The sequence below is a fragment of the Bacillus tequilensis KCTC 13622 genome, assembly GCF_000507145.1.
GTDB classification, from domain to species: Bacteria; Bacillota; Bacilli; order Bacillales; family Bacillaceae; genus Bacillus; species Bacillus tequilensis.
Genome location: NZ_AYTO01000034.1, coordinates 412,170 through 430,807, shown reverse-complemented (window position 1 = coordinate 430,807; position 18,638 = coordinate 412,170). Strand labels below are relative to the sequence as shown.

Annotated in this window: 22 protein-coding genes; 7 read left to right on the top strand and 15 right to left on the bottom strand. The window is 46.1% G+C overall.

From position 1 onward, the window contains the following. Nucleotides 1-43: 43 nt before the first annotated feature. The gene (locus V756_RS0113790; RefSeq protein WP_024715165.1) at nucleotides 44-964 is read left to right on the top strand and encodes an aldo/keto reductase; all 921 of its coding nucleotides are present in this window, start codon (nucleotides 44-46) and stop codon (nucleotides 962-964) included. A 31-nt stretch (nucleotides 965-995) separates the two neighbouring features. Here the strand turns inward: V756_RS0113790 and V756_RS0113785 are convergent, their stop codons facing one another. Further along, nucleotides 996-1,220 carry a YqkE family protein gene (locus V756_RS0113785; RefSeq protein WP_024715164.1) on the bottom strand — a complete coding sequence of 75 codons (225 nt, stop codon included), beginning with the start codon at nucleotides 1,218-1,220 and terminating at the stop codon, nucleotides 996-998. A gap of 146 nt (nucleotides 1,221-1,366) precedes the next feature. Between V756_RS0113785 and V756_RS0113780 the strand changes: the two genes are divergently transcribed. Then, a complete protein-coding gene (locus tag V756_RS0113780) occupies nucleotides 1,367-2,284 on the top strand; it encodes an alpha/beta hydrolase (protein WP_024715163.1) in 918 nt (305 codons plus the stop codon). A 39-nt stretch (nucleotides 2,285-2,323) separates the two neighbouring features. Here the strand turns inward: V756_RS0113780 and V756_RS0113775 are convergent, their stop codons facing one another. From V756_RS0113775 to V756_RS0113745, 7 genes are all read right to left on the bottom strand, one after another. Continuing rightward, complete coding sequence (locus V756_RS0113775; RefSeq protein WP_024715162.1) at nucleotides 2,324-2,563, bottom strand: YqkC family protein; 240 nt, start codon at nucleotides 2,561-2,563, stop codon at nucleotides 2,324-2,326. A 12-nt stretch (nucleotides 2,564-2,575) separates the two neighbouring features. After that, nucleotides 2,576-2,899: an iron-sulfur cluster biosynthesis family protein gene (locus V756_RS0113770; protein ID WP_024715161.1), complete on the bottom strand. Its 324-nt coding sequence runs from the start codon at nucleotides 2,897-2,899 to the stop codon at nucleotides 2,576-2,578. Next, nucleotides 2,896-3,927 (bottom strand): GNAT family N-acetyltransferase, encoded by a 1,032-nt coding sequence (locus V756_RS0113765; RefSeq protein WP_024715160.1) that lies wholly within the window; start codon nucleotides 3,925-3,927, stop codon nucleotides 2,896-2,898. The genes V756_RS0113770 and V756_RS0113765 overlap by 4 nt, the downstream gene beginning before the upstream one ends. After that, nucleotides 3,920-4,264 carry an antibiotic biosynthesis monooxygenase family protein gene (locus V756_RS0113760; RefSeq protein WP_032682107.1) on the bottom strand — a complete coding sequence of 115 codons (345 nt, stop codon included), beginning with the start codon at nucleotides 4,262-4,264 and terminating at the stop codon, nucleotides 3,920-3,922. Before V756_RS0113760 ends, V756_RS0113765 begins: the two co-directional genes overlap by 8 nt. Before the next feature lie 9 nt (nucleotides 4,265-4,273). Beyond that, entirely contained in the window at nucleotides 4,274-4,744 is a 471-nt protein-coding gene (locus V756_RS0113755) for a GNAT family N-acetyltransferase (protein WP_024715158.1), read from the bottom strand. A 173-nt stretch (nucleotides 4,745-4,917) separates the two neighbouring features. Continuing rightward, entirely contained in the window at nucleotides 4,918-5,256 is a 339-nt protein-coding gene (locus V756_RS0113750; protein WP_024715157.1) for a YolD-like family protein, read from the bottom strand. After that, nucleotides 5,253-6,491, bottom strand: coding sequence for a DNA polymerase IV (locus V756_RS0113745; RefSeq protein ID WP_081719862.1), 1,239 nt, complete (start codon nucleotides 6,489-6,491; stop codon nucleotides 5,253-5,255). Before V756_RS0113745 ends, V756_RS0113750 begins: the two co-directional genes overlap by 4 nt. Before the next feature lie 167 nt (nucleotides 6,492-6,658). Here V756_RS0113745 and V756_RS0113740 point away from each other — a divergent pair, with 167 nt between their 5' ends. Beyond that, entirely contained in the window at nucleotides 6,659-6,865 is a 207-nt protein-coding gene (locus V756_RS0113740) for a YqzH family protein (RefSeq protein ID WP_024715155.1), read from the top strand. 648 nt (nucleotides 6,866-7,513) lie between these two features. Continuing rightward, nucleotides 7,514-8,746 (top strand): MDR family MFS transporter, encoded by a 1,233-nt coding sequence (locus tag V756_RS0113730; protein ID WP_024715154.1) that lies wholly within the window; start codon nucleotides 7,514-7,516, stop codon nucleotides 8,744-8,746. A 143-nt stretch (nucleotides 8,747-8,889) separates the two neighbouring features. On the opposite strand, the gene V756_RS0113725 is transcribed toward V756_RS0113730, so the two are convergent. The 5 genes from V756_RS0113725 to V756_RS0113705 all read right to left on the bottom strand — a co-directional run bounded on the left by V756_RS0113725 (nucleotide 8,890) and on the right by V756_RS0113705 (nucleotide 13,481). Then, complete coding sequence (locus tag V756_RS0113725; RefSeq protein ID WP_024715153.1) at nucleotides 8,890-9,276, bottom strand: VOC family protein; 387 nt, start codon at nucleotides 9,274-9,276, stop codon at nucleotides 8,890-8,892. Nucleotides 9,277-9,280: 4 nt separating this feature from the next. Continuing rightward, a complete protein-coding gene (coaA, locus tag V756_RS0113720) occupies nucleotides 9,281-10,240 on the bottom strand; it encodes a type I pantothenate kinase (protein WP_024715152.1) in 960 nt (319 codons plus the stop codon). A 71-nt stretch (nucleotides 10,241-10,311) separates the two neighbouring features. Further along, entirely contained in the window at nucleotides 10,312-11,658 is a 1,347-nt protein-coding gene (gene dsdA, locus V756_RS0113715) for a D-serine ammonia-lyase (protein WP_024715151.1), read from the bottom strand. A 78-nt stretch (nucleotides 11,659-11,736) separates the two neighbouring features. After that, entirely contained in the window at nucleotides 11,737-12,516 is a 780-nt protein-coding gene (locus V756_RS0113710; RefSeq protein ID WP_024715150.1) for an SDR family NAD(P)-dependent oxidoreductase, read from the bottom strand. Nucleotides 12,517-12,521: 5 nt separating this feature from the next. Beyond that, complete coding sequence (locus V756_RS0113705; protein WP_024715149.1) at nucleotides 12,522-13,481, bottom strand: MBL fold metallo-hydrolase; 960 nt, start codon at nucleotides 13,479-13,481, stop codon at nucleotides 12,522-12,524. A 400-nt stretch (nucleotides 13,482-13,881) separates the two neighbouring features. Between V756_RS0113705 and proC the strand changes: the two genes are divergently transcribed. Beyond that, a complete protein-coding gene (gene proC, locus V756_RS0113700; protein ID WP_024715148.1) occupies nucleotides 13,882-14,715 on the top strand; it encodes a pyrroline-5-carboxylate reductase in 834 nt (277 codons plus the stop codon). A 35-nt stretch (nucleotides 14,716-14,750) separates the two neighbouring features. Here proC and V756_RS0113695 read toward each other — a convergent pair whose 3' ends face one another. Further along, the gene (locus V756_RS0113695) at nucleotides 14,751-16,385 is read right to left on the bottom strand and encodes a M20/M25/M40 family metallo-hydrolase (RefSeq protein ID WP_024715147.1); all 1,635 of its coding nucleotides are present in this window, start codon (nucleotides 16,383-16,385) and stop codon (nucleotides 14,751-14,753) included. Between the two features lie 172 nt (nucleotides 16,386-16,557). On the opposite strand from V756_RS0113695, the gene namA reads away from it, so the two are divergent. Together namA and V756_RS0113685 are read left to right on the top strand one after the other, a co-directional pair. Next, the gene (namA, locus tag V756_RS0113690; RefSeq protein WP_024715146.1) at nucleotides 16,558-17,574 is read left to right on the top strand and encodes an NADPH dehydrogenase NamA; all 1,017 of its coding nucleotides are present in this window, start codon (nucleotides 16,558-16,560) and stop codon (nucleotides 17,572-17,574) included. A gap of 109 nt (nucleotides 17,575-17,683) precedes the next feature. Continuing rightward, nucleotides 17,684-18,445, top strand: coding sequence for an alpha/beta fold hydrolase (locus V756_RS0113685; protein WP_024715145.1), 762 nt, complete (start codon nucleotides 17,684-17,686; stop codon nucleotides 18,443-18,445). A gap of 41 nt (nucleotides 18,446-18,486) precedes the next feature. Here the strand turns inward: V756_RS0113685 and rpmG are convergent, their stop codons facing one another. Next, nucleotides 18,487-18,636, bottom strand: coding sequence for a 50S ribosomal protein L33 (gene rpmG / locus V756_RS0113680; protein WP_003226511.1), 150 nt, complete (start codon nucleotides 18,634-18,636; stop codon nucleotides 18,487-18,489). Nucleotides 18,637-18,638: the final 2 nt, after the last annotated feature.

Sequence of the window (18,638 nt, the reverse complement as noted above, 5' to 3'; positions counted from 1 at the left end):
TTATATTACGGTCAATACAAATCCTAAAAAAAGGAGTGTGCACATGAGAAAGCGCAAACTGGGTACATCTGATTTAGAAATAAGCGAAGTCGGACTCGGCTGTATGTCTCTTGGGACAGAAAAAAACAAAGCATTGTCCATTCTGGATGAAGCGATCGAGCTTGGCATCAACTATTTGGACACAGCGGATTTGTACGACCGCGGACGAAACGAAGAAATCGTCGGTGATGCGATTCAAAACCGACGCCAAGACATTATTTTAGCAACGAAAGCGGGAAACCGCTGGAATGAGGAAACCGAGGGCTGGTATTGGGACCCTTCAAAAGCGTACATAAAAGAAGCCGTAAAAAAGAGCCTTGCGCGTCTGAAAACAGATTATATCGATCTCTATCAGCTTCACGGCGGCACGATAGAGGACAACATTGAGGAAACGATCGAAGCGTTTGAAGAATTAAAACAAGAAGGTGTCATCCGTTACTATGGCATTTCTTCCATCCGCCCGAATGTGATCAAAGAGTATGTGAAAAAATCAAATATCGTCAGTATTATGATGCAATTCAGCTTGTTTGACCGACGCCCTGAGGAATGGCTTCCGCTCTTAGAAGAACATCAAATCAGCGTCGTCGCCAGAGGACCTGTTGCCAAAGGGCTATTAACTGAAAAACTGCTTGATCAAGCGGCAGACAGCATCAAACAAAACGGGTACTTGTCCTATTCGTTCGAGGAGTTGGCAAATGCCCGCACGTCGATAGAGAATGTTGCGCCCGATCTTTCCATGACTGAAAAATCGCTGCAATATCTGTTAGCCCAGCCCGCTGTCGCCTCTGTGATTACAGGCGCCAGTAAAATGGAGCAGTTACGGGAAAATGTTGAGGCTGCAAACGCGCGGCGTTTACAAGAAGAAGAAATCAAAGCGCTCCAATCTTATACGAAACAAGACATTTACGAGGCTCACCGCTCATAACAGAAAAACCAGCCCCTTTTTGGGTGCTGGTTTATTTATATTTGTGCCAATCCATTTGGCTTTCATTAAAGAGTTCTTCAAAGCTTTTGTTTTTTTCGATCTCTTTTTTCTTTCTGATCTGTTCCGCCTTTTCTCTTTCCTGCCTCTTTTCATCCTCTTCCTTCAACTGACTCTTCATCTCCAGAAGCTTTGCTTTGATGTCGGATTGAAGGTCATCTTTTAACTGATGTTTATCAGCTGATTTTTGTTTTTTCATTTAGGCTTCCCCCATGTTTGTTTTGAAGCCAGTTTATCACGGAGCATGCAGACTGAACAAGCGGACTCGCTTGTGTGAACTTTTTCGGCCAGCGAGCAGGGTTTGATATAATGATATCTATATTTAGTTGAAAGGTGCTGTGACTTTTGAAGAAAATCCTTTTGGCCATTGGCGCTTTCTTAGCTGCTGCAACCGCAATCGGAATGGTTTTTTCAAATATCATTATGTTCATCAAGAAAAAAACGGATGAAGATATTATAAAAAGAGAGACAGACGACGGGCATGATGTGTTTGAATCATTTGAACGAATGGAAAAAACCGCTTTTGTCGTTCCATCCGCTTACGGCTATGATATAAAAGGCTACTATGTCGCGCCGCACGACACATCAAACACCATGATCATCTGCCATGGAGTGACGATGAATGTCCTGAATTCTCTTAAATATATGCATTTATTTCTCGATCTCGGCTGGAATGTGCTTGTTTACGACCACCGCCGGCACGGACAAAGCGGCGGTAAGACAACTAGCTACGGGTTTTATGAAAAAGATGATCTGAACGAGGTTGTCAGCTGGGTCAAGAACAAAACAGGCCATCGCGGATTGATCGGCATTCACGGAGAATCAATGGGTGCTGCGACTGCCCTGCTCTACGCTGGCGAACACTGTGATGATGGCGCTGATTTTTATATTGCCGATTGCCCGTTCGCTCGTTTTGATGAACAGCTTGCCTATCGGCTGAAAGTGGAATACAGGCTCCCGTCTTGGCCGCTGCTTCCCATCACCGACTTCTTTTTGAAGCGGCGGGACGGCTACCGTGCGCGCGAAGTATCTCCGCTTGCTGTTATTGATAAAATCGAAAATCCGGTCCTCTTTATTCACAGCAAGGATGATGATTACATTCCGGTTTCTTCAACCGAGCGGCTTTATGAAAAGAAACCCGGACCGAAGGCGCTGTACATTGCTGAAAACGGAGAACATGCCATGTCGTATACAAAAAATCGCGACACATATCGAAGAACAGTGAAGGAGTTTTTAGATAAAATAAGGGATTCAACAGAATAAAAAAGCGAAAGGCCTCTTCGGCTCTTTCGCTTTTCCATTTTATAAAACGTCGGTAATGCCATCCATATTTTCTCTGATCCATTCAATCGCAAGATCTATCGTTGTAAACTCCTGCGTTTCGAATGTCATTTCATCCTGCAATAGCCAAACGTCTTTCTTGACGGATTCTGCTCCCCCAATTGACCAGTGGAGCAAGGTATAGGGATGGTTTTGATTCAAGAAGGATACCCACGTTTTATTCTGTGCTGTGTTCTTTATTGACTTCAGCTTTTGTTCCACGTTCGTGTCTCCCTACTTTACTAATATGCTCATTCTGGGACTGAGCATTTCAGCCGGGCTTTTCAGCGCCAGCGTTTTGGCTTTTTCATTGTAATCGATCGTCATTTGATCGTCAAAAAACACTTTTTGCGACGATTGGATATACAGCGGGACGCCGTTCGTTTCCAGCTGCTCACACTGTCCCGTTAACTCTTCTGCCAGCCAGATTGTCGGTACACCGCTTACCGCGCAGCCGCATCCTTCTGAATCGTAACGCAGCTGGGCTTTTTTTCCCGGGTTGGCGTCAAACGCCTGCTGCAGTGCCTGTTTTGCTGCATCTGTCACATGGATGTTCATAAGGTGAGACCCCCGTTTTCATCATTTTCGCTATTGTAGCATACAACGCTTCCATTCGCATTGTTTCTGCCTTCTTCCCACCGCTTCGCATCTTCTTCTGCAGTCTTGATCCACTCATCTTTCCCTTGTATGTACTGATTGATGCTGTCCGGATACCGTGCCGCCAGCCGTTTTTTAAGAATGGCGTATTCCTCCGCTGTTTTTGGATGGGCTCTGAGATAATCTCTGAATAACAGGTGCCTTTCAATAGCAGGGTCCCCTTTTTCGTACATATGGACATGATGGGTGCGCTTATTTCCGCCCTTTTGGAAGTAACGCCTGCCCGCTATGCCGTTTTCTCCTTTCGGTGTATAGCCGATTGCCTTCATTTCTGCATCATACCGGTTCACAGCTTCAATGCTTCTGACTTCAATCAGAATATCAATGATTGGCTTTGCCGCCATGTTCGGTATCGATGTGCTTCCGATATGATGAACTGCGATGATCTCCGGTCCGAACACAAGCTTCAGCCGTTCTTTTTCTTTCTCGAAAAGGTTCGCCCATTTTTCGTTGTAGTGAACGACTTTCACGTTTCGTTTCGGATATAAATGAAAGACCGACAGCAATAGATCCTCCTCTGCTTTGACGGTTTTTGTCTTTTGAAACCCCGCCTGTGTATAGAGCGATACGGCAGGTGTATTTTTCTCAGCTGTGACGGCTTCGAATTTCTCAGCGTCTTCGTTCTGCTCAATGACGAATTGCAGAAGTGCTCGTCCAATCCCTTTTCTGAAACCGTCGGGGTGCACAACAAGCCTGCAAATGGTGAGTTGATGCATGTTTTTCTCATAGGAAATGACACCGATCAATTTGCCGTCTTTCCGATATCCCGCAAACTGTTCAAGAGATGCTTGAATATCCCTCGCCTTCTCTTGTAAGGCTGGAATGCCGTCAAAACCGATAAGCTCTGCTTCTTTTGTGTAGGCAGGCTGCTGTACGGCAATAATCTCACGCGCTGTGATGTCCTCCTTATGCTGAAGACATTCAATCATTTCCTTCTCCTGAAAACAGCCGCTGCTTCTCGACGTTTGCGATGCGGATTGCATACGACTCATACCAAACGCTTTTTCCTTTTTCTTTTGCCGCTTGATGTTCAGTGTGATGCTTCCAGTTGTTAATGGCGTCCATACTGTCCCAATAGGAAACTGTTATGCTTCTTCCATCCGCTGCACGAACGCTTTCGACGCCTAAAAATCCCGGCTGATCCGCCGCAAGCGATACCATCCGCTTTGCTGTCTCTCCATAACCTGTGTCATTTTCGCTTTTGACAGATGAAAAAATAACTGCATAGTAAGGAGGCTCAGGTGTTTTTGAAAAAAAATCCATCATATTTCCCCCTCATATGTTTTTGACAAACAGTACCCTGTCTTGGCCCGGGCCATCGTAGTTTGCGAATACTGAGATGCCGTTTATCGTTTTGTTGCCCTTTTCAATGTTAAAACCCAATTTGGTGTGATACGCGATTGATACCTTATTCATCGGTGAAGTGACGCACTTGACCCGGGTGCAGCCTCTTTGCTTTACTTTTTCAATAAAGACATCATATAATTGTTTTCCAATTTGCATTTTTCTGAAATCCGGATGCACACCGGAAAAATGAATGTATGCCGTTTCAGGGTCTGATTGCGATTGAAATCCGATTAAAAATCCGGTCATACTGTTATATTCAGATGTAATAAAGCTTGTGTCCTGAAAGTGCTCAAAAAATAGTCTCGGCAATTTTTCTTTCATCTGCCTGCCGCCCCACCATTCATTCAATACAGACGTTACCATTTCATAATCTGAAGACGTGATTGTTCGAATATCCATTACGCTTTGATCTCCCTCCGTCTGGCAAAACGAATGTCAGCTCTTTTTTCTCACAATATAAAAATTATATTTTGCCCGGCTGGAATTGTAAATGCCTTCTTTCCTTTATCATACATCTGCAGATTTGTTTATTTTTACACATATTTCTCCCTCCTGTGCAGGAGGGAGAGACTTTACAGCACAATATCAAGCACCTGATCAAGCTTCAGTTTATAAAGCCGATCTTCGTCTCCTTTTATCCATACTGTTTTTTCAAACTCTTCATACCGGCAGATTTTCCCGGTGCAGCGGACAATTTCACCGTCCTGAAAGCAGCTGACAGTGATATTCTGAGCGAACTCCATCGCGGCACAAAGCGTTTGATTCATTTCCTCCAGCTTATCAGGATCAAGAATCGACTTTTGCAGCTTCTGTTTATGTCGCTTTCTCTCAAGCAGGCTTTGCTTATGTTCCGGCAGAAACATCCTGCTCCCTTCCCACAGCAGGTTGCCTCTTTTTAAATGGTCGTTCATTTATAGTGCCCTCCTATTTTAGCCGCACGTTCAAATGCCTGGCCTGCCGCTGTCAGTGATGCCGCTCTGACGATTGCTGTGTCGCCGAATCGGTTTTTAATGCCGTCCATCACATAGCCGAGGCTCATTTTTTTTGCATAATCCTGAAATAAATTAAGCTGCCATACGTCATCAGATGAGAGCTGAGACAGATTGACTCCGAGGCGGCGGACAGGCTTCCCGTCCCAAAATCTAAGAAACAGCCCGCATACAGCCTCATATACGTCCTGTGTTGAATTCGTCGGCTCCGCCAGCTTCACTTGCCGGTTGAAGCCCGTCGGCCAGTCAAAATCAGCCCCCCGGCAGCTCACGGACACCGTCTGTCCCATTACTCCGGCGTTTCGGCTTCGCCTGCACACTTCTTCACTCAGCTCCAGCAGCACGACTTTGATTTCTTTGTCAAAGTGTTCATAGTCTCTCGGGAGAGTCATTCCATGGCCGATCGCTTTTTGTCCGTCCAGAGATGAAGTTGACACAGGGGAATAGTCGATCCCGTTCGCCGTCATCCACAGCACGTGGCCGTTAATGCCCCATTTCTTTTTTAAAAGATCAAGCGGAAAATCCGCAAGCCCGCCAATCGTGCTGATGCCCATTCGGGTTAAATGATGCTTCATGCGGCTCCCGACGCCAAACATGCTGCCCACCGGAAGCGGCCACATATCGGTTTTTATATTTTCTTTCGTTAAGGTAAAAATACCGTTCTTATTCTTTTTGGCAAAATTGTCGCACGCGATTTTGGCTAGCGCTTTATTAGGACCGATTCCGACCCGCGCATAAATGCCGATCTCCCGCATGATTCTGCCCTGAATGCTTTTTGCGATCTCTTCCGGCGTCCCAAACAGCTTCTGGCTGCCTGTAATGTCCATGAACTGTTCATCGATGGAATACGGTTCTACAAGGTCCGTATATTCCTCTAAAATGGCCGTGATTTGCAGTGATACATCAATATACCGCTGCATGCGGGGCCGGAGCACAACAGCTTCAGGGCACTTTTCTTGCGCCTCCCACAGCCGAGAGGCATTCGTGACGCCCTTTTGTTTCGCCAGCGGGCAGGCAGCCAATACGACTCCGCCCCTTTTTTCAGGATCACCCGAAACAATGACGGGCCTATTTTTCAAATGTGGATTTTCCGCTTTCTCTACAGATGCATAAAACGATTGCATGTCAACGAGAAAAATCACTTTTTCTTTCATCATACACACCTCTAAAAAAGAACTTATGTTCGTTTTTCTATTATATGCGAAAGTATGTTCGTTTTATACTGGTAAATGATTCTTGTCTGACAGAAAATATGATCCTAGGGTTTGAGAGAAGAGAAACATTTAGTAGAATAAAAGTGAAGCATAAAGATAGGAGAGTCATGATGGAGAAATTTGTCGAAAAAATGCTGGGACAGGCCCTGCGCCAATATGGGAGAAATGTTGCCATAGATCCGTTAAGTCCGTATGAAAAACAAAGCCTGATAGCCGCCTTAAAAGAAAGACAGAATGAAGAACCCGATGAAGATCTGTATGCGCATATAGAAGATATCATTTATGACTATGTCACAAACCAAGGACTGTTCTCTTAAAAGCAGGCACACCGCATAGCGCCCCGAATCTGACTGTCAGTTTTTCAGCAGCTGATGCGGCTTGCCTTTGAAAAACACCGCCGGGATCACAAATAACAGTTTCAGGCGGCCTACGGCAGAAAATCTTGCCGAGAAAACAAAGCTGGATGTGTTCACGCTATAGATTCATACGGCTTGCCAATGTCCCTGCGGAGAATGCTCCCTCAAAACGTTTGGAAAGCCCCGGCCTCTCCTTCTGTCACGCGGCTCTAGTCGGTTCGCGCGCGTAAATCTTGATTTCAGGTCTGTCATCACTGAGCATTACCGAAACCCAATCCGTATCCTGACGTGTTACACCGACTGACTTTCATGCATCAAAAGACATTCGTATCCTTCCATACTCTGACTAGTTGCTTGAAAATGCCCGGCATTCAGCATCAATTCATATTGTGTTTCCACACATAGATAAGAGTCGAACGTATCGGCACTCTCCCTTCGAATGCTTTAAACGATGTCACCCCATCCTCCACACACGGTTTATTCCAATCCATACATCAGACATGTTTTATAGTAAATGTCAATGACAAAATATTTTGAATTCCCATTGGATAAGGAAATAATTTCATATATGATAGAAAATGATCTTACATATAGGAGAGAATCAGATTCATGAAGAAATGGAAAGATATCCACCCCATCAGCTGGACAATTATAATCGGTACTATTTTCGGCAGAATGGCCACATCGATGAGTATCCCATTTTTAGCGATTTATTTAACAGCCGTCCAAGGCGCATCAGCATCCTACGCAGGGCTGGTCATCGCCGCAAGCTCGTCAGTCGGCATTCTTGCAAGCTTTTACGGCGGATATATCTCGGACAAATTCGGCAGAAAAAACATGATGCTTGTGTCCATTTTCGGCTGGATGCTGGTATTTGCAGGATTTGCGGCGGCCTCTCATTTGTGGATGTTTTTTGTGGTCAACGCATTAAACGGCCTTTGCAAATCATTGTTTGAGCCCGCTTCAAAGGCGCTGCTGTCTGATATGACAGAAGAAAAAACGAGACTGCTCGTATTTAATTTGCGCTACGCAGCCATTAATATCGGCGTTGTCTTCGGACCGGTGCTCGGCCTGTATTTTGGCTCGTCGCAATCGACCGCACCCTTTTTGGTTCCTGCCATTATTTACGGGCTATACGGCCTAGTGCTCGTCGCCCAATTTAAAAAGCATCCATCTTCATCAGGCTCAGGCCAATCCCGAAATATGAGCGTGCGGGAAGCGTTTATGGTGACGCAAAAGGATCATCTTTTTACAATTGCTCTGGTCGGCATCGCGCTATGCACCTTCGGCTACTCACAATTCAGTTCGACATTCCCGCAGTATATGGCGCAGAACCCCTTGATCAGCAATGGAACGAAGCTGTATGGGTTGATGCTGACATTAAACGCAATCGTTGTGCTGGCCACGCAATTTCCCATCGTTCATTTCGCAAAACGGTTTTCGCCGCTTTGCTCCCTAATGCTCGGCAATGTGATGGTGAGTATCAGCATGGCCATTTTCACCATATCACACGGTGTTTCATCGCTTGTGATGATTGTGGTCACATTCACAATCGGCGAAGTGCTTTTATTCTCAATGATGGATTTGTTTGTAGACCAGATTGCAAAACCGGGTTTAAAAGGCACTTATTTCGGGGCAATCGGGTTTTCACAGCTCGGAAACGTCATCGGCCCCTGGGTCGGCGGCATATGTATAGACCTGTTTGGCGCAGGCCGGCCGATTTTTATTTTTTCTGTCCTGAGCGGCATGACCCTGCTCGGCCTGCCATTTTTAGCGTTCGCCTATCGGCAGATGAAAACGGAAATGACAAAACACCGGTCCGCTCTGGAAAAATCGCTTTAACCAAAAAACGGGAGAGAACCAATCTCTCCCGTTAAAAATGAGGTGATGAATATGATGTATCGTGTTCGCCGCTGTTACCTTTGCAGCTGTGACAAGCTTCAAGTACGCGGAGAACCGAAAAGCGAAGCTGGCAAAAATCATGATCAATCGCTTGGGGCAACGAGCTCTACCTTTATCCGATCCGGATCCTCACAATAGACCGCATAATGCCCGCCTCCTCCGGCAAAAGGGTGCCTGTCTCGGTACAACACACAATAGCCTTTTGCCATCAATTTTTCGGTCATCAGGTCAACTTGAAGCTTGGATTCAGCGTGAAATGCGAGATGGTTCAGCCCGACACGGCATCTGTGGTATTCCGGTTCTAGAAATCGCTCTTTCGCCTGTACAATCACAAGGTAAAAACGGTCTTTCTTCCAGCTGATGCCTGAGTCCCATTTTTGATATTCTTTATAGCCAAGTTCTTTTAAGAACCAGCCCCAAAATCGTCGAGACACTTCCAAATCAGAGACATACAGTTCGATATGATGCACGATATCACACTCTCCTTACCAGCACTTCTTCAACCTTATGCCCCTCTCCCTTACGCAAAATGAGATCCGACCTGAATTTAGTCGGCAGGATATTTTCATATAAGTTCGGCCGGTTGACACTCTCCCAAATCGAGGCTGCCATTTCATCAGCCTCCTGATCAGACAAGTCTTTAAATTTATGAAAATAAGAATCGGGATTTTGAAAAGCTGTTTCCCGGAGCAGACGAAAACGCTCTAAATACCAAGTGAAAATCCGGCTTTCCTCCGCATCCACATAAATCGAAAAATCAAAGAAATCGGAAACAAAAATGCGCGGATTTTCCCGGTCATCCTCCAAAGTGGGCGACTGAAGAACATTAATGCCTTCAATAATCACAATATCCGCCTGTTCTACAACCTCGAACACACCTTCCTCACGGTCATAGGTAAGATGAGAATACACCGGGGCCTTTACGCTGGCTTTACCTGATTTTAAGTCATTCAAAAATTCGAGCAACGCCTTTACGTCATAGCTCTCGGGAAACCCTTTTCTAGACAGCATATTTTTCTTTTTCAGCTCGGCTGTAGGAAATAAAAAACCATCTGTCGTGATAAGGCTCACTTTAGGGCGGTCCGGCAAACGCGAAAGCAGCTTCTGCAAGATCCGCGCCGTCGTGCTTTTTCCGACGGCCACACTTCCGGCGATCCCGATAATAAACGGAATTTTGGCTGAATGAGGATGCTTCAAAAACACATTCACATGCTTATTGCGTTCAGCGGCAGACTTGACATGCAAATGAAGTAAGCGAACAAGCGGGATATAAATCGTCTCCACTTCCTCGACAGAAAGATAATCATTCAGCCCTTCCACAGCTTTTGCTTCTTCTTCAGAAACTGCAATCGACAAATGTCCCCCAAAACCAGACCAAGACTCACGATTGTGCTGTGTATATAAAGTATGTAAATTAAGCTCTTTATTTTTCACTGTTTACACCTGACTCTCTGTAGGTTAAAACCCTTACAAAGATTGTAACGGAAAACCCTTTCACTGTCTGCTTATTTTTTTATTTCGTTTTCCAGCAAATCCGCGCCGATTCGGTGATACGCGGCCATTTCTTCTGGCGGAACCATGCTTCCTCCCGTTCCCCAGACGACATGTATGGCATGTTCCATGTGATGTTTCCGAATGCAGCGCCTTCCCTCTTCTGTCGAAAAAAGCTGAACGGGTCCGAACATGCCCGCAAGAGCAGAGGGCTCTAAATATTGATTTTCAGATACAGCCAGCATATGAAGCAAGGTATAAAGCGTATCGTCCTCTACCGTATAACAGCCGCTCAGAAGAGGTTCAATGAGCTTGCCGACAAATCCTGACGGCCTCCCGACTGCAAGCCCGTCAGCAGCCGTCCGATTATCAAGGCCGATATCCTGGACAGAAATCTGCTCGTGAAGGCCGGAATAAAGCCCCAGCAGCATACACGGTGAATGAGTCGGCTCTGCAAAAAACACATGAACATGGTCTCCATATAAAAGCTTCAGCCCAAATGCCACACCGCCCGGTCCTCCGCCGACACCGCACGGCAGATAGACAAACAGCGGCGTCTCAAGACTAGGTTGTATATTCATACAGTCAAGCTGCGTTTTTAATCGGCTGGCTGCCACAGCATATCCTAAAAACAGCTGGCGGGAATGTTCATCATCAATGAAATAACAGAATGGATTTTGTTCCGCCTGCCGTCTGCCTTCTTTCACCGCTTCACTGTAATCCGATTCATACTCCATGACAGTGACACCCTTTTGGCGAAGGAGATCCTTTTTCCACTGCTTAGCGTCAGCAGACATATGCACTGTCACGCGAAATCCGAGTGCGGCGCCGATCATGCCGATGCTTAACCCCAAGTTTCCAGTCGAACCGACAGCGATCGAATAGCGAGAGAAAAACGCGGCAAACCGCTCTTCCTGTAAAATGCGGTAATCATCAGTTTCCTGAAGCATTCCTTCCTGAAGCGCCAGCATTTCTGCATGCTTTAATACTTCATAAATCCCGCCCCGCGCTTTAATCGAGCCTGAAATCGGAAGCTCGTGGTCGCACTTTAAAAGCCATTTTCCCGGCAATCGCTGCTGATATGCCGCTTCCAGCTTTTCCTTCATATACTGCATTTCTAAAAGCGGAGACTCAATCATTCCTTTGGCATCTTTCGTCTCAGGAAACACCTCGGCAATGTAAGGAGCAAACCGCCGCAGCCTTTTTTCCGCCTCAGCTATCTCCCGTTCCCACTCATCCGCATGGAATAACGGTCCCTCTTTCTTCCCAGGGTTTGCCCAGAAAACAGGCTCTGCGTCAATCAATTTCTGAATGAACGGATCTTTGAGCAGAGCATGAAGGGCTTCTTGATTGATCGACATCTTAATGATTTCTCCCTTTCTCTATCAAACTGCCTGTGAGCATGCCAACAAGCCATCACGTCGCAGGCAGTTCCAGCGTTATTTTTTCATAAATACGCGTCCTGCCAGCTTTTCAACGAGAGCAGGGAACAGCTGATACAGCTTGGTGCCGGCATTCATTAAGCGCGGAAGGTTGATTTCCCGTTTGTTGGTGAAAATTGCAGCTGTAATGTGAGCTGCCACGTCATCGGGATCAAGCATCCAGCGGCTGATATTATCGACGTAGTCCCCGCCTTTATCAGCAATGGAAAAAAAGTCCGTCTGAATCGGTCCCGGATTGACTGTTGTCACATAAATGCCTGTTCCCGAAAGCTCCATCCGCAAAGCGTTTGAGTAGCCGAGCACGGCATGTTTTGTCGCGGAATAAAGGCTCGACTTCGGTGTTGCAATTTTCCCTGCTTGAGAAGCGATATTGATGATATGGCCCCTTTTTTTCTCAAGCATTTGCGGAAGCACAGCTTTTGTACAGGCGATCAGGCCGAAGACATTCACATCAAACATCGCTTTCATGTCATCCAGTGTCGAGTCTAAAACCGTTTCAAATATACCGAAGCCCGCATTGTTGATCAGCACATCAACCGGTCCGATCTGATCGCGGACAAAAGCAACCTCCTCTAGACGTCCAACATCCAGCGGGAAAATCTCACACTGTCCGCTCCATTCCTCGGTTATTTTCCTTTTGATTTCTGCCAAACGGTCCTCACGTCTTGCTGACAGCAGGACATGGGCTCCTTCAGCCGCGCATAAGTATGCGATTCTTTCACCGAGCCCTCCGGAAGCACCGGTTATCCAAATTCGCTTTCCCGCTAATTGTTTCACCCATTTCACCTCTTCATTGTTTTAAAGTATGCAGTATTTCCTTCCTGATATGATGTGATGGCTCCTTCACTCTCCAGCACATCAAGATGCCCCGCCGTTTCTGACATCGTTAAAAATAATTCCTTTTCATACACAGCTGGAAAAAGCTGCTGGCAGACTTGAAAAGCAGTCATCGGCTTTTCTTCCAGCATGCGCCGCACATCCTCCGTCCTGTTTCTCTGCTTGTCAACCCGCTTCTCAATCAGCTCCTGTACGCTGGTGATGATCTCACCGTGACCCGGAAACACAATTGCCGGATCAAGTTCAGACAGTCTTTTCAATGACCGCTGATAATCCACTAAAGGCCTTGACCTTATGTCTCCTGTTTTCGGCGCTTCCAGAATCGGATTAGATGAGCTGTTGGCAAGCAGAAGATCGCCGCCAAGCATTCGCCCGCTTTTTTCATGGAAAAGCACGATATGCGATTCGGCATGCCCGGGCATCTCCAAAACAGACCAGCCCTGAAGCCCATCAATGCTCATGCCTTCTCTGACTGTTTTCGTCAAGGATCTTGTACACGAAAATGCGTACGCAGACCGAATGAGCTTTTCCTCCTTACCCGCATCAAAAGGAACGCCTAATTCGGGCAGCAGTTTTTGAAAAAAACGTTTTTGCCAATCCATAAAAGCTTGGTTTCGGCTGATATAAGGTTCGTTGAACGGATGTCCAATCACTTCGATTTCATCAGAAAAGACATCAAGCAAGCCTGCATGATCAGCGTGATGGTGAGTCAGTACAACCTGCTCGATATCTGACAATTCCACATCTACAGCGGCAAGCTGCTCTTGAAGGGCTTTGACAGCCTCCTTTGTATTCGGCCCGGCATCGATCAATGTCAGCGCCTCGCCTTTTACTAGATAAACGAGAACATCACCGACCGCAAATGGGGTCGGGACGCGGATCGCAATTACATCTGCAGTTGTCATCCTTTCGCTCCTTGTCTTCATTCATTATTCATATTTTAGCTTTTTCTCAGTCTTGTGTCATTATTGCTGAATGAGAACGGCCCTTTTTAAAAAAGCTATTGACATTAGCTTGTCCGCCATTGCATAATGAACAACAAACTAAAACGAGAACAATTGGAACGCTATGACGAGGAATAGGATACGAGGCAATGGCCAAAGAGAGCGATATCCCCGGCTGAAAGGTATGGCGGCCCGCTTGTTTGTGAACCTGCCTTCAAGTCGCGGTTAGGAAAACCTAAACGTTTCCCGCGTTAAGGGATTTGACTGAGCACAATCTGTGTTAATAAGGGTGGTACCGCGAACCTTTTCGTCCTTTACGAGATGAAAGGGTTTTTTGTTGTTCTGATAAAGGAGGATATCAATGAAAAAAATAGGATTTGTCGGCGCCGGGTCCATGGCAGAAGCAATGATTAACGGTTTTTTGCAAAGCGGCATTACAAAGCCGGAACATATCTATATCACAAACCGCTCAAATGACGAGCGTCTGCTTGAATTAAAGGGAACGTACGGCGTGCGTCCATGCAGAGATAAACATGAGTTTTTCTCTCAAACCGACATTATTATTCTCGCTTTTAAGCCTAAGGACGCGGCGGAAAGCATTGACAGCATCCGTCCGTATATCAAGAACCAGCTTGTGATTTCAGTGCTTGCAGGTCTTACCATTGAAACAATTCAGCATTATTTTGGCAAAAAGCTCGCGGTTATTCGCGTCATGCCTAATACATCAGCAGCGATCAGAAAATCAGCAACCGGTTTTTCCGTAAGCACGGAAGCAAGCCAGGATGATATTCTCGACGCAACAGCTTTATTGGAAACAATCGGTGATGCCACACTGGTTGAGGAACGACAGCTTGATGCAGTCACGGCGATCGCCGGAAGCGGTCCAGCCTACGTGTACCGTTATATTGAGGCAATGGAAAAAGCGGCGCAAAAAGTAGGTTTGGATCAGGAAACGGCAAAAGCACTCATTTTGCAGACAATGGCAGGGGCAACAGATATGCTCCTTCAAAGCGGCAAACAGCCCGCACAGCTTCGCAAGGAAATCACGAGTCCGGGGGGCACCACAGAGGCAGGCCTTCGGGCTTTACAGGACTCCCGCTTTGAAGAAGCGATTATTCACTGTATTGAAGAAACCGCTAAACGGAGCGCGGAAATCAAAGAGCAGTTTGCCGGAGCGGCATTAGAGAGGCGTTAGACAGAAGGCACAGGGTCTTCTGTCTTTTCTTTTTCCTACAACAGCTGATCCGCTGTTTCTGATTGTTTGAATAGCGCAGAGATCGTAAATGAAAGCAGGTCGGGAAGCACTTCAAAGGAATAAGGCACATACAGTCTTTCCGTCCATTTGTGCGGGTCTTTTCCAGCCGGACCTACATTTAAAACCGGGACATATAAAGTCTGGCCTTTGCCGCTTGGCAGTGAATATCCTCTGTTAAAGAGCGGCATATTGCTTGTGTACGCGTCGACCTCCTGCTTTTCCAGCTGAAGATAGCTTAAGTCTGAAAGTCCAGGGAAGTACTGAACCTCCCGCAGCGCAATGCCATATCTGTCAGCCGCATAATGCATAAGCTGCTCAGCTGTATTTCTAATCAATTGATCCTCCTTTGAAGAAACGGCCGGATAAAACGGCGGGCTGTAAAAAAGAACAATGAGCGGCGCATCCTCCTTACAAAGCGAAGCAAGCTCAGACACCATTTTGGTCGAAAAATCCCTGTCTCCAAGATCTCCCCTGTCGGCAAAGGCATCATTCATAACCCGCTCTGTTTCCGAGTTTCCAGCGCGCTTTTTCGCACGCGCGATCAGCTCAGCAAATGTCAAAACAGTGACGGAGCGCTCTATCGGCGTAAATGCCTCAAATTGCTGAAAATCCTGTGTTTTCTTCCGAATGTTCGCAATGATTTCCTCGGCCGCCTGTTCTGCGGTTTTCAGCAGCATCTGATGCAGCTCACTGGCCGAGCGTTTCATGGACAACATATTAAATAACGTGACAGCTGTATGCGGTGTCTGAACCGAATACAACTCTTTCAAGTCCTTTTGCATCAAGTTTACCGGCGGCGGAGTGACTTCACCATCAACCTTTTCGCAATAAGCCGCATTCAGTTCAAGCAAGCGGTTAATCTCAGATACCATTAAATTTGCGTTGATGCCCGAAAACGGCTCTCCGACATGGGTTTCAATCCCCTTGCAGAAAAATCCGGCTAGCACCTTGCCAATGCTTCCCGAATAAAAATATTGCTGCTGGTCGCCGGGAAATTTTTCAAACATCGGTTCAGCATTTAAGCAAGCGGTTAATGTAATATCATGCGTTTTCTCCATCTCCTTCAATACAGGGACAGCTTCAATCATGCCTCTGGAATTTACCTCCTCATCAGGAACCGTAACCAGCAGCAAATTGCCCTCAAATTCGCCGTTCATCGCCCGCTCAAGCATCGACAGCTGAACCGCAAGCCCCGCTTTCATATCCATCGTTCCTCTCCCGAACAGCCAGTCTCCGCTTTCAGCGTCTCTTTTCACCTGTTCCGGAAGCAGCTCTTTTTTCTCTAAAAAAGAGCTCAAAAGCTCAGCAGGCTTACAAGCCATATGTTTGAATTCACCGTAATCCTCTATATCCACGACATCAAAATGACTCAGCAAAAGCACTGTTTTTTTGACATTCTTCTTTTTAACAAGAGCCGTAAGAAAGAATCTGCCATCGTCCATCGGATGAAGTATTACATCATCAGGATGTTTTTGAAAATAAGGCTTATCCTTCAAAATGAAATAAAGATATTCTGCAAGGGCAAGCTCGCCCTTCGAGCCTGTGATGCTTTCGTATTGCACAAGAGAAGTTAAAAGAGTCAGTAATTCGTCCTTCGTCTGCCAATTCATCGATCTCCGCCCCTCCTATGTATAAAAACGCTTCTCATCTGAAAAATAAGATGATTCCCCGTCTATTATACAGAAAAGTTTGACAAAAATAGATCGTTTGAGCAGTTTATATGACGGGAAGGAAATAACTTGATATAATCAACCTCTAAAAACCTTACGGGAGGCGAAAGAAATGGCCAGAAAATTATTCACGCCAATTACAATCAAAGATATGACGTTAAAAAACCGCATTGTCATGTCGCCGATGTGCATGTACTCTTCTCATGAAAAGGACGGAAAATTGACACCGTTCCACATGGCGCATTACATATCGCGCGCAATCGGCCAGGTCGGACTGATTATTGTGGAGGCATCAGCGGTTCACCCTCAAGGACGAATCACTGACCAAGACTTAGGGATTTGGAGCGACGAGCATATTGAAGGCTTTGCGAAACTGACTGAGCAGGTCAAAGAACAAGGTTCAAAAATCGGCATTCAGCTTGCCCATGCCGGACGTAAAGCCGAGCTTGAAGGAGATATTTTCGCTCCATCGGCGATTGCGTTTGACGAACAATCAGCAACGCCTGTGGAAATGTCAGCAGAAAAAGTAAAAGAAACGATCCAGGAGTTCAAACAAGCGGCCCTGCGCGCAAAAGAAGCCGGCTTTGATATGATTGAAATTCACGCGGCGCACGGATATTTAATTCACGAATTTTTATCTCCGCTTTCCAACCACCGCACAGATGAATACGGCGGCTCACCAGAAAACCGCTATCGTTTCTTAAGAGAGATTATTGATGAAGTTAAACAGGTGTGGGACGGCCCTCTATTTGTTCGAGTATCTGCTTCTGACTATACAGACAAAGGCTTAGACATCGCCGACCACATCGGTTTTGCAAAATGGATGAAGGAGCAGGGTGTTGATTTAATTGACTGCAGTTCAGGCGCTCTTGTTCATGCGGACATTAACGTGTTTCCTGGCTATCAGGTCAGCTTTGCTGAAAAAATCCGAGAACAGGCTGAATTGGCAACTGGCGCTGTCGGCATGATTACAGACGGTTCAATGGCTGAAGAAATTCTGCAAAACGAACGTGCCGATCTGATCTTCATCGGCAGAGAGCTTTTACGGGATCCATTCTTTGCAAGAACTGCTGCGAAACAGCTGAATACAGAGATTCCGGCCCCTGTTCAATACGAAAGAGGCTGGTAAGCCAAAAAAGAGATATCCCCAACCGGATATCTCTTTTTTGAATTTTAGAGAAACGATCTGCGCAGGTTCTCCGTCTCCCTAGTAGAACCAATTAGAGGAGATGACTCCAATGAACTCAGCTTGGATGGAAAAGACATATACGATTGACGGGTGTGCGTTTCATACGCAACACCGGAAAGGATCAAATGGTGTAACGATTGTCTTTGAGGCCGGCTACGGTACTTCTTCTGAAACGTGGAGACCATTAATGGCGGACATTGATGATGAATTTGGCATCTTTACATATGATCGCGCAGGAATAGGGAAAAGCGGACAAAGCAGCGCTAAACGAACAGCTGAACAACAGGTGAAGGAACTGGAGTGTCTGCTTAAAGCAGCAGATGTAAAACCTCCTTATCTGGCTGTTTCACATTCATACGGAGCTGTGATCACCGGTTTATGGGCCTGCAAAAACAGGTGTGATATTATCGGCATGGTCCTCCTTGACCCAGCTTTGGGAGATTGCGCAAACTTCTCCTTTATTCCTGAAGAAATGCACAAAGCATACACAAGAAAGAAGATGCTTGAGGGCACACATGCGGAGTTTTCAAAAAGCCTGCAGGTTCTCAAACAGCGGCAAGTCCATTTAGGAAACATGCCTCTCCTTGTGTTGTCATCAGGTGAACGAACTGAAAAATTCGCTGCTGAACAGGAGTGGCAAAACCTGCACAGCAGCATATTGTCTCTCTCTAACCAAAGCGGCTGGATTCAAGCTAAAAACAGCTCGCATAACATCCATCATGATGAACCACACATCGTTCATTTGGCTATTTATGATGTATGGTGCGCAGCGTGCCAGCAGGCCGCTCCTCTTTATCAGGCAGTGAATTAACATAAAAAGACCGGGTGTACATCGCCCGGTCTCCTTTTATGTTATTTTGTTTCGCGATGAAGGGTATATTTCTTTAAGCGCGGTGAATATTTTTTCAGCTCTAAACGGTCTGGATTGGTGCGTTTGTTTTTTGTTGTGATGTAATTTCGGTCTCCCGTTTCAGTACAAGCTAAAGTAACATTAACTCTCATCA